The sequence below is a fragment of the Akkermansia sp. NBRC 115031 genome (assembly GCF_030268505.1).
Classification (GTDB): domain Bacteria; phylum Verrucomicrobiota; class Verrucomicrobiia; order Verrucomicrobiales; family Akkermansiaceae; genus Akkermansia; species Akkermansia massiliensis.
In genome coordinates this window covers 1-12441 of sequence record NZ_BSQU01000006.1, presented here as the reverse complement: position 1 = coordinate 12441, position 12441 = coordinate 1, and the positions used below count along the sequence as shown (strand labels likewise).

General features: G+C 54.0%; 4 protein-coding genes. 3 read left to right on the top strand and 1 reads right to left on the bottom strand.

Features of this window, described 5'->3' with window-relative positions; translation table 11 throughout:
• Nucleotides 1-128: 128 nt before the first annotated feature.
• From QSJ36_RS08830 to uvrA, 3 genes are all read left to right on the top strand, one after another.
• Nucleotides 129-446 (top strand): hypothetical protein, encoded by a 318-nt coding sequence (locus tag QSJ36_RS08830; RefSeq protein WP_146019629.1) that lies wholly within the window; start codon nucleotides 129-131, stop codon nucleotides 444-446.
• A 93-nt stretch (nucleotides 447-539) separates the two neighbouring features.
• A complete protein-coding gene (locus QSJ36_RS08825; RefSeq protein WP_285468320.1) occupies nucleotides 540-1538 on the top strand; it encodes a hypothetical protein in 999 nt (332 codons plus the stop codon).
• A 211-nt stretch (nucleotides 1539-1749) separates the two neighbouring features.
• Nucleotides 1750-7272, top strand: a complete 5523-nt coding sequence (gene uvrA, locus QSJ36_RS08820) for an excinuclease ABC subunit UvrA (protein WP_285468319.1) — start codon at nucleotides 1750-1752, stop codon at nucleotides 7270-7272.
• Nucleotides 7273-8195: 923 nt separating this feature from the next.
• Here uvrA and QSJ36_RS08815 read toward each other — a convergent pair.
• Nucleotides 8196-12401, bottom strand: coding sequence for an RHS repeat-associated core domain-containing protein (locus QSJ36_RS08815; protein WP_285468318.1), 4206 nt, complete (start codon nucleotides 12399-12401; stop codon nucleotides 8196-8198).
• Nucleotides 12402-12441 lie beyond the last annotated feature (40 nt).

Below are 12441 nucleotides of genomic sequence, written 5' to 3'. Positions count from 1 at the left end.
TCTGTCTTCCTTCCGTTTTTCCTTGCCTCTCCCTTTTCCCTGTAGGAGTGTATAAGGGAAAGGAGAGAATGAGCATGTACGGAGTATTCCATTCCGCCGGGCCGGCCCTTTTTCTGCCGGCTGTTTGCATGATGGCCGGCTGCCAGGAAAACGGCGCCGTAAAACAGCAGGAAGTGAATTTGCTGTCCGAGGGGATTGATGAGGACGGCAACCTTTTCATGCATTTTGAACTTGATTCCCATTACCACGGGGATTTGTATGCGGAAGTTTCCATGAAGGGGAATGAAATGCGCATTGCTCTGTATACTCATTCCACTCCCGGAGCTTCCCGGAAGGTGCCTTATGCGGACGGTTACAGGCTTGTTGTCCCATGGCCCGAGGGAACGGATTCCGTGGATGTTACCCTGTGCGGAATAAATTTGGGAGGGTGGGAGAAACATAAATAGTAATGGAGGGAGGTTCCATTCAGAGTCGGATTGTTATCTGAATGTTAACGGAAATTCCTGTGCGGAGGCTCTTGCTTGTGGTATGAAGGCGGAATGAAGCCTCTTTTGGGGATGGGATGTGCGGTGCTGACCGTTTGCGCCGTCGGCTTTTCAGCGTACCGCATCCTGATGGAGAGGATGCCCGATGAAATTCGGGGAACGCGCCTGGTGATGGAACATGACGCTTCTTACCTGCCGAAGGCGGGCATGGTGCGGCTGGAAAATGCCGGATTTTCCAGCATGGTTCACGGGTTGGAGAACGGGGGGAAGTTTTTCTCACTGGCGGAGTGCATCGTGGAGGCGCGGCAAAAGGATATTCTGGATGATATGCTGGATAGGGTAGATCCGCAGCGTTCTTTGCGTTTCCATGTGATTTGCAACGCTTCCGGTGCGATGAAGGAAACATGGCTGGGCGATGGAGGGAACGGGGAGAACGCCGTCCTCATCAACCGATGCATGGCCGTTCTGGGAGCCTATTGGCTCTTGCGCCGTTATTGTGATGATGAACAGTTGTTTTTCAAATGGATGAGGCTTTCGTTGAGGAACAGGAAAACGGCGCTTCTGGATGCTTCCGTGGAATACCTGTTTCCCTGGCTCAGGCCGGACCGGGAACAATATGTTCATGGAAGGTGGATTTCGGACATAGAATCCATCACCTATTATTGTTACCCTTTGGAAGAAAGGGGAAAGAGTTTTCTTCCTTCCCCATTCATGTACGCGGTTACGAGCCGGAAAAGGTTTTCTTCCGTCTCCTTGGAGATTCGATGCTCCGCGTTGAAAGGAGCATTGATAGACGTGGAGATCAAACAGGACAGCCAGATGATTCGTGCCGGAAGGGCCGTGTTCATCCGGATTGATGGGAACGATCATGGCCGGTCTTATTCATGGAACAGGCGCCCCGGAAAAATGTTGCCCGTGCGGCTGCCTTCCATGGAGATTCCGGAAGGCGGTCCTCCGGCCATGATACTTCCGGTTCCGGAAGACTTCCGTTCCTGTCCGGAGGAGGAAATTTTGCCTGCATTAATTGAAGAATGCCCGTGCATGAGCATGTAAGCCGGCGCTTGAGCACTAGGCATGAAACGGGAGGCTGCATGCCATTGCATTCCGGCTGCGTCATACATGGAAAGAGGCAGACGATCAGTTGGGAAAGAGGATAAACGTAAACTTTTTCTTGGCCGGTTTTGTTGTGGAACCGTGTGGTGGCCCATGGTTCATGACAGGTACTTCTCTTGGAATGATTCCAAATTGATGATATAATCACCCTATGAGTCATTGTGAGGATGGGCGCATCCGCATCCGCGGCGCCCGTGAGCATAATTTGCAGAATGTGGATGTGGACATTCCCCTGGGGCGGCTGACGGTGGTGACGGGACCTTCCGGATCGGGGAAAACGAGTCTGGCCATGCACACGCTGTATGCGGAAGGGCAGAGGCGTTATATGGAAACCTTTTCCCCGTACGTGCGCCAGTTCATGGACCGTATGGACAAGCCGGACGTGGACGCCGTGGAGAACATTCTTCCGGCCATCGCCCTGCATCAGCGCAACTCCGTCAGGACGTCCCGCTCCACGGTGGGAACCATGACAGGGCTGAACGATTACTGGAAATTCGTTTTCGCCCGTCTGGCCGTGGGGATAGATCCGGAAACCGGACGGGAAATCAAGCCGGAAACACCCGGCTCCATTGATGAAAAGCTGCATGAGGAATTTCCTTCCGGAACGGAGGTGATGGTTTGCCTGGAAGTGGCGCGGCCCGAATCCGTGGACCTGCCCACGCTGAAAAGGAACCTGGTGGCGCAGGGGTATTTGCGCGCCTTTGCGCATGGAGAGGCCCTCCGGCTGGAGGACGAGGAATGTACCCTGGAAGACGGGGCTCCTTTACTGGTGATTCAAGACCGCGTGAAGCTGGCGGAAGACCAGCGGGAGCGCAGGCTGGAAGCGCTGGAAACGGCCATGCGCCTGGGTGGCGGCGTGGCCCATGTGATTCCCCGCGTGGACGGCATCTGGCTGCCCGCCATGAAATTCCGCGGGGACTGGCATCCGCTGATGGAGCCGCGGCCCGGATTGTTCTCCTTCAATTCCCCCCTGGGGGCATGCCCGGAGTGCCGCGGCTATGGCCGCGTGATCACCATTGACTACAACCGGTGCATCAAGCCGGAGCTCAGCGTCAATGACGGGGCCATCCATATTTTTGAAGGGGAAAGCAAGGTGTTTTCCGAATGCAAGAAGGACCTGATGCGCGGCTGGCGCAAAAATGCCCGCAAAGTTCGTCTTGATGTACCGTGGAAGGATTTGAAACAGTGGGAACGGGACTGGCTGCTGTACGGGGACGGAGAGGATCCGGATGAAATGTATGAACAAGGCCTGTGGTACGGCATTGCGGGCTTTTTCAGGTACCTGGAAAGCCGCACGCATAAAATGCATGTGCGGGTGTACCTGAGCCGTTTCCGCACCTATCAGGAATGCCCCTCCTGCCATGGCTTGCGCCTGAGGCCGGAAGCCCTGCAATTCAAGGTGGGCGGCAGAAGCATGCCGGAACTCTCCGGGATGCCCATGGACGAACTCCTGGCCTGGGTGGATCAATACGTCACGCCGCGCGCGGATGAAGACCCCGGCTTGAAGCATGCCGTGGCGGAACTCAGAAGCCGCCTGGAATATCTGCATGAAGTGGGTCTCGGCTACTTGACGTCCGACCGTCCCACGCGCTCCCTTTCCGGCGGGGAGATTGAACGCGTGAGCTTGACGACCTGCCTGGGCGCTTCCCTGACGGATACCCTGTTTGTGCTGGATGAACCCACCGTAGGGCTCCACCCCCGCGACACTTCCCGTTTGATTTCCGCCATGAACCGGCTTAAAAAGCGCGGGAATACGCTGGTGGTAGTGGAGCATGAGGAAGCGGTGATGCGTGCCGCGGACAGCCTGGTGGACATGGGGCCCGGCTCTGGCCGGGAGGGGGGAAAACTGGTTTATTCCGGAGAACCTGCCCGGATTGGGGAAGTTGCGGACTCCCTGACGGGGGCGTTCCTTTCCGGCAGGCGGCGCATCGCGGTGCCTAAAAAGAGGCGCAAGCCGCGTCAATTTCTGACCGTATCCGGCGCCACGCGCCACAACCTGCACAAGCTGGACGTGAAAGTGCCTCTGGGCGTCTTCACCTGCCTGACCGGCGTCAGCGGGTCTGGAAAAAGCACCCTGGCGCACGACGTGCTGTACCTGAACGCTCTGGTGGAAAAAGGGGCCGTATGCGAGGATGAACCCGCCCATGTCAAATCCATCAAGGGCTGGGAACAACTGGATGAAGTGGTGATGGTGGACCAGAGTCCCATCGTCCGGACCCCGCGCTCCACTCCTGCCGTTTATGCCGGGGTCTTTGAAGAAATACGTTCCCTCTTCTCGGAGACGGAAACGGCCCGTGCGCGCGGCATGAAGCCCGGTTTTTTCTCCTTCAACAGCGGCGACGGCCGCTGTCCGCGCTGCATGGGCATGGGGAGTGAAAAGGTGGAAATGCAATTTCTTTCAGATATCTTCGTGCAGTGCCCGCTGTGCCACGGCTCCCGGTACGGAAGTGAAGTGCTGAGCGTGTACCGCGACGGCAGGAACATTGCGGACGTGCTCGGCATGACGGTGGCGGCCGCGCTGGAATACTTCAGAGCGGAAAAAGGGGCCAAGGCCTCCCGCATTGCTTCCAAGCTGGGCGTGCTTCAGCGCGTAGGGCTGGGGCACCTGACCCTGGGGCAGCCGCTGAACACTCTCTCCGGCGGGGAAAACCAGCGGTTGAAGCTGGCTAAAATCCTGCTGGACCAGATTGGATCCGGCGCGAACAGCCCCAAGATGCTGATTCTGGACGAGCCGGGAACGGGACTTCACTTTGCCGATATTGAAATTCTGCTGGCCGTGTTCCGGGAACTGGTGGAGCAGGGGCACACCCTGCTGGTCATCGAGCACAACCCGGAATTTATCAAATCCGCGGACTACGTGATCGACCTGGGGCCGGAAGGCGGCGCAGGCGGCGGCCATGTGGTAGCCACGGGAACGCCGGAGGAAATTGTAGCCTCCGGGAAGGGATATACGGGCAAATACCTCCGGGATGTGCTGGAAGGGCGTCCTTCCGTTTACGATCCGGCGGACGCCGCCATGCCGGAATCCGCTGACGTGGACATACCGGAAGGCGTGATGGCCCTGCGGGGAGCGCGCCACCATAACCTGAAAAACGTGGACCTGGACGTGCCGCGCGGAGAAATGACCGTGCTGACCGGGCTCTCCGGCTCCGGGAAAAGCTCCCTGGCCTTCGACATCTTTTTTGCGGAAGGGCAGCGGCGTTTCATGGACGTCATGTCCCCGTACGCCCGGCAATTCACGGAACAACTGGAAAGCCCTGACATTGACCGCTTGACCGGATTGCCCCCCACGGTGGCCATTGAACAGAACATGTCCCGCGGCGGCACCAAATCCACTGTGGGCACCGTGACGGAAATCTGGCAATTCATGCGTCTGCTATATGCCAAGCTGGGGCAGGCCTACTGCCCGCAGTGCGGCGTGCCGGTGGGCAAAAGATCGGAGTCCGAAGTGGTGGAGCTGGTGGTGCGGCAGCTGAAAAAACACGGCAGTCTGGCCTTGCTGGCTCCCCTCGTCAGGGGACGCAAAGGGCATTACGCGGACCTGGCCCGCTGGGCGGAAGGAAAGGGATATGAGGAAATGTGGGTGGACGGCAAATTGGTCCCCTTGAGCGGATTCCAGCCGCTGGACCGTTATTCCAGCCATGACCTGGACCTGGTCGTTTCACGTCCGGAGGCCTCCTGGACCCCGGAAAAACTTGCCGGAGCGGTGCATGCCGCGCTGGAAATGGGGGAAGGGTTCCTGCAAGTGCTTCCGCCCGGTTCCAGCCGGCCGGAGTTGATGGGGACCAAGCTTGCGTGCGCCTCCTGCGGGCAATCTTTCCCGGAACTGGAACCGTACACGTTCTCCTTCAACTCTCCACGCGGGTGGTGCCCTGTGTGCCGCGGGCATGGCATCGTGGGCAAGGGAAAGATGAAGGAAGACCAGGCGCAATCTCTGCTGGAAGCCGAACTGAAATATGACAAGGAACTGGCGCGGCAGGCGGACGATGACAAAGGGGTGAAAACCTGCCCCGCCTGCCAGGGAGTGCGTTTGAATGAATTTGCGCGCGCCGTGCGGCTTCAGGGAGTGACTCCCGGTGAAATCGCCTCCCTGCCTGCCGTAGCCGCCGCGGAACTGGTCAAAGGATGGAAATTTGAACGGGAGGAAGCTCTCATTGCCCGTGACGTGGTGGCGGAAATCACGCAGCGCCTCAACTTCCTCCAGCGGGTGGGGCTGGGCTACCTCTCCCTGGACCGCAGCGCCACGACGCTTTCCGGCGGGGAAACCCAGCGCATCCGCCTGGCATCCCAGCTGGGTTCCCACCTGCGCGGCGTGCTTTACGTGCTGGATGAACCCACCATCGGCCTGCATCCGCGGGACAACGAACTGCTGCTGGGTACACTGGATGAACTCAAGCGCCGGGGCAACACCCTGCTGGTAGTGGAACATGATGAAGACACCATGAAGCGTGCGGACCACATTGTGGACATGGGGCCGGGAGCCGGCATCCATGGCGGCAGGATTATGGCTCAGGGCACCTTTGAGGAACTGGCAGCCATGCCGGACTCCGTCACGGGCGCAGCCCTGCATCATAAGCCGCGCCATCCCTACCGCGGGAAAAGGCGCAGGATTCCGGCTAAAAAGGATGAATCCGCATGGCTGAGGGTGGAGGGCTGCTGCCTGCACAACCTGAAGGACGTGAACGTGGCCATTCCCAAGGGGCGGCTGACGGTGCTTACCGGCGTATCCGGCGCGGGGAAAACCTCCCTGATGACGGGAACCATCCGGCTGGCGGCGCGCCAGGCCATCGGCGACAAGCTCACTCGGGACCAGAAAAAGCTGTGGAAAACCTCCTCCGGCTTTGACACCATCCGCATGGTGTACGGTGTGGATCAGAGCCCCATCGGCAAGACGCCACGTTCTACTCCGGCCACCTACGTGGGCTTTCTGGACGATATCCGGACCCTGTTCGCGCAGACGGCGGACGCTCGCAGACTGGGCTTCGACCGCGGCCGCTTTTCCTTCAACACGGGGCAGGGTAACTGTGAATCCTGCAAGGGCACGGGCATGCAAAAGCTGGAAATGGACTTCCTGCCCCCCTGCTACGTGCCGTGTGAAACCTGCCGGGGCAAGCGCTATAATGCCGCCACCCTGACCGTGAGGTACAAGGGGAAAACCATTGCGGACGTGCTCCAGATGGACTTTGCGGAAGCGGCGGAATTCTTTGAAAGCCAGCCCCGCATCTCAGACCCGCTCAAACTGCTGGCGGAAACCGGCTTGGGCTATCTAACCTTGGGGCAGGCTTCCAATACGCTCTCCGGCGGGGAGGCTCAGCGGCTCAAGCTGGTGACGGAGCTCATCAAGGGTCGGCGCGTCAGCCGGAACGCCCTGATGAAGGGCAAGGAACTGCCCGGTGACCTGTACCTCATTGAGGAACCCTCCATCGGCCTGCATCCGCGGGACGTGAGATTGCTCATCGACGTGCTGCACCGCCTGGCGGACCAGGGAAACACGGTCATCGTCATCGAACACAACACGGAAATCATGGCGGAGGCGGACTACATCATCGACATGGGCCCCGGCCCCGGTGAAGCCGGAGGAACCATCGTGGCGGAAGGAACCCCGGAGCAGATAGCCAAAAAGAACTCCCCCACGGCGGAATACATCCGCCGCGAGTTGGACGAGGGTAAATAGCCGTAACATTGGCAACGCCGTTCCGGATTTTTTCGAAACGGCGTTACCATGTAGGAAGGAAACAAGGTCCAGTCCGGAAATGTTTTTTCAAGGGAAATAAAATACGTGTATTATCTTTTCTTTGTTTTTCCAGACGGCACTTTACTTTTATCATGGAAAAAGCAACGTGCTAAAGAGAAGGACCGGCAACATGCCAATTCTTTTGACCCTCTTTTTTGTATCTATAGGTGCACACCACCTTTCGATATCATGTAAGCTAATCCGTCCGTGCGAAACTTGGAATAAATTTTCCCATGATTTTATCAACAACTTTTGCATGGTCTGCAAGAATGGTGCCATTGTGAAACAAAAACGGAATTATTTATTTTAATCTTGTACTGATTCAGTTGTTTAATCTGTATTTGTCTGGTGATTGAATAAGAGAAGCATCACAAGCGTACAAAATTTCAATCTCATCATCTAATGTAGGATAATTGACACAACAAGAATATTTTGTATATTTTCGAATTTTTTATATTGATTCGATTTATTGGATGACTATTACAATTGTTTATAGAAAATATGTGGAGGAATAGGATGTTGAATTAACGTATTTTCAGATACCTTTTTAATATTATCATTCATCATATCAACTTCGTACCATTCATTGTCTATACAGACGAATATAGTATGAATATCATTTTGATAAATACAAGAAACTGCCTGATTGAAGGGGATACCAGGTAATGGAGAATACTTTTTCCACAAGACATACATATCTCCCTCTCGAAAATAATATAAATAATAGTCTTTGTAAATATTGCGGCCATATAGATTAAACGGATCTTCCAAAGACGGACAAAATAGAATACTATGTCCAATTATAAAAACAGTAATCAATAATAATATTATTACAGCAAAGTATTTTATTATTTTCATAATTTTTAAAAAGGAAGACAAATGCTAGTCGGTTGGAAATGTTCTGGTAAATTATAGGGGAATGTATTTTTTAAAATATCATCAATTTGGTACTGTATTTTTATTTCTTCAGGCATATCTTTTAAGCAACACGAATAGGAAATACTCCATCTATAGGTTTGTTTCCAATTTCCCAAGGGACCTGAATATTTAAGTTCGGGTCCTATACCATATAAAAATGATGTAAGAGACGTTGTATTTTCTACTTGAAAATGGGCAATAATTTTACTTAATTTTAAATCCACTTCAAGAGAAACATCACCGCGACCACTTCCTACAAAATGGGCTCGACCATTGGGTAGGTCTCTGATAAATTCATTTGGGCCAAATTTTAATTTTACATTCGTATATCCTTCCCATTCCCAACATTTCTTTCTATTTTTATTTTTTTTGAGAAATCCGTCAATCAATTTTTTCCCTATGGAAGAATTCTTTATAAGCAAAGATTGTTCTGAATTTTCTATGTGCTCAGTTTTACCGGGGTGCACAGCGACAACCCAACGAACAAAATCAAGCCAGGTTTCTGACCATCCTTCCGTTTTACGAAGTGAACATGGTGGTGTGGAGTAACCAAATTGAGGGTCAAAAGCAGAACAACTTGCCATTCCAAGACTATCCCATGCCATGTTGATCATGTTTTTTATTATTCTGTACAAATTCCACCCTCCTTTTTCCTGAATCGGGTCCCTATTGATCCACCTGCCATCGAAGGGATTGAGATGGCGGTAATTGTAGTAAACAAGGCCTAATTCATCATCCGAGAACTCACAGGAGAATCTGAATTTGTTTTCCCGGGCCATGTCTCCCTTAGTAATGAGTAGACTACCGAAGGGAGCATACTCGTATTGGACTCTTTTCATCTGCTGTCCATCAAAGATGGAGGTGACATTTTTCATCGCATCGTGCATGAAGTAAAGATGTTCTTTCACTGCCGTTTCGTTCTCTTTCCATTTGGTCATCATCAGGAGACGCGTGCCTGTTAGTCCGTGCAATTCCCATAAATAGCTTTTTTCTAATATCGGCTTAGGATACATCAAATTGATTTCGGCTATTTGTAGATAACTATGGTATAGATAATAAACATGGCTTGAGGTCGTTCCATTGGTAACAATCTTTTTGTTAAAACGACGTCCCATATAATCATAGTTACAAGTAACAACGATCCGTCCGTCCCCTCTGGTAAAGACGACGGGGCGGTCGTTGGCATCGTAGGAGACTTCCCAGACGCCCGTTGAGGTCTTGATGCGGGTTTGGTTGCCGTCGGCATCGAAGGAAGGGGTAAACGGTTCACTCTCTCTGGTCACTTGAGTGTACTGGTTGAGCCGGTTGGACTCGTAGGATACTTCTTCCTCCAGTTCACAGGCAGTTTTGCGGTTGCCGATGTTGTCGTAGGAATAAATAAAGATTTCTCCCCGGCTGATGCGGTCTTCAATCAGCTCGCTGCGGCTGTTGTAGGTAAAATCTCTTAGAGTGGCAGGAGTGGCGACATCCCAGGAATCACGTCGCTGAATGGGACGCCCCAGGGCGTCGTAGTCGTACTCATGGCAGGTTGCCCATTCACCATCCGCTCCCTTCCTGTACCCGATGGTGGCCAGGAGGTTCAGTTTAGGATGGTAGGTGTTTTGGCGGACCATGCCGTTGGGATAGGTGAGGTAATTGAGGAAACCGCTGGTTGGATCGTACTGCCAGGTAAAGGCAGACTCCAGTCCTTCCAGATTCATGCCGATGATGGCACCTTTGGAATCATAGTCAAGATGGGAGTGCTGCACGGTTCGGCTTCCGAGCATAAGCCAATATCCGTTGGAACGTCCCAGGATATCGTATTCTTCCTGAATGGAGCTTTCCACCTGTCCAAAGGAAGTCTCTTGATACATTCTTCCATAAATATTATAAGAGATGTCTCGAATACCCGAGGCGTCCCGAACAGAAGTCATTTGACCCAAGTGGTTGTACGAATAAAGCCATGGATGTGTGCCGTCATTATGGGAGACGGAGACGAGTTCCCCAGTGAGCGGGGCGTAGGCATGGGTGGTGACGATCCCTCTGGCTTTAGTCAGGGTCTGGAGACGATTGAGATGGTCGTAGGTTTTGGAGATGCAGGAGCCGTCGGCATAGGTCTTGTTCAATTCCAACCCCGTAGCCTCGTCATAGAGCCAGGTGGTGGTATCCCCGTCGGTGCGGTCGGAAGGATCAGTGGTGATTTCACCTGCATCCGTTCGGAAGGTGGTCAATGAGACCATATGGTCGGCTTCGTCGTAGGCGAAACAGGCCGGCTGGATGTCCGTGCCGTACTCGGCTGTCTTTCTGCCGCGCATGTCATAGGAATAGCAGGTAGTTCCTCCCAGGGCATCGGTGATGCAGGCAGGATGGTCGCAGCAGGGCAGGTAGCTGGTGGTGGTTACGTTACCTGCAGGATCAGTGACTTTGACGGAACGTCCGGCTGTATCAGTTTCAATCGTCGTCACATTACCCCTGGCATCGGTCTGTTTTAGAATCATTCCCGTAGAGGTATAAGAACGTTCCTGTGAAGAATGAATCCCGGCATGATTCGTTTGGCTTACGGTGACTCCGTCAATTGCTAACGACTCGGCTACGATAGTTGAAGTAGGAATGCGGTTGAACTGAGTCCGTGTGGCGGGAGCAGTGTACTCCGTCCACTGGATGCTCTGCTGTCCATAGACGTCCGTGGAAATGGTCTTGCTTTCCAGGAGGAGATCAAGCTGAGAAACCATACTCTCAGTGGTTTGGGTGAGAGGAAGGCCATCCGCATTATAGGTAGTAGAAGTCTGCACCTGGTAGACGCCGTCTTCCCGGAGCCGGTAGCAGGTGGAACTTTCCGATATCCGGTTGCCGGAGGGATCGTGCGGGTACGCTTCATCCAGCAGGACAGTTTGCTTCATCATCTCTCCCAGTTCATTGTAGTCTGTGAGGGTAGGAGCCATGTCCTCCGTCTGGGAATGCACGAGCAATCCTTTACTATTGTAAGTGTTTCTAGTGACCATGAATTTTCCCTGGGTATTGGGAGTTTCTTCTCTGGTGATCTGACCAAAGCCGTTTTCCAGAGACCGTGACAGCACAACTCCCTTGGACAAGGTCGTGGTCAGGATGCCTTCTTCGGTCAGTTCCAGCCGGGTTTCGATCTCGCGCTGTCCGGTTCCTCCCTGCCAGAGCGTGGTCCCATCATAGTACTTTTTAGTGATTAGCGTAGCGCCTGACGGGGTGGTGGCAGTAGTGGTGAGTCCGTCTTCGCCGTACTCGGTTCGGGTGGTGCGTCCCAGTAGGTCTATGGAGGAAACGACCCGTCCCTGATCGTCGTACTCCGTCCTTTCCGTCGTCGTCATCGGACCCACGTCGCGCCGCACGGCGATCGTCCTTCCCGCCGCATCATAGCTGTAGGAGGTAATCATTTCAGGGGTGGTTTCTGTCGCCGAGCGGATGGTTTCCACCAGCTGCTTGGCCGAGTTGTAGCCGTAGCTGGTGGTGATGCCGTCTTCGTCGGTTTCCCTCAACGGGCCGCAGCACATCCACTCAGTCGTACTGACTCTGCCGTTGCCCTTCGTCGTCTTGACGAGCCTCTGTTCGTCATCATATTCATAGTCCTCCGAGGCAATCAGCGACCAGCCTTCTCCGGTGTGAACGTATTGTTCTTTCCTGGTAGTGGCGCCGTTTTCAGCGATGTATTGCACGTTTCGTGTACTTTGTCCCGGAACGATGCTTCCGTTGGCCTGCACGGTCTCCGTCACCTTGTGGAGGGCTCCGTATTCCGCGGTGGCTTCGTAAGTATAAACGGTTTGCACCCCGTCAATACTCTGGCTCATCTTCCGCCTGCCCCGGGCGTAGGGATACTCCGCTGCCTCCCCATAAGTCTCTTCCACGCGGGTATGAACCTGGTCGCTTCCCAGCGCGGTTTCCGTCACGGTCGTGCGGCTGGCCTGCGGACTGTCTTCATAGGTATAAGTGCGTTTGAGAAGCGCCGTTTCTTCTCCATTCTCGGCAATAATTACTTCGGTTTCCGTAGCGGGCCTGAAGTCGTTAAAGCGCAAGTCGGCGTAAGTCGTGCGTGTCCCCTTTTCACCGCCTCCGGCCCAGGGAGCAGCGGAAAGCACGGTTCTGCCCTGGTCATCGTACTCGTAGCGCGTGTACCCTCCATCGGGCTTGATCTCCAGGGACACCCGGAACTGGTCGTTGTAGGTGTAAAGCGTAGTCTGGGCC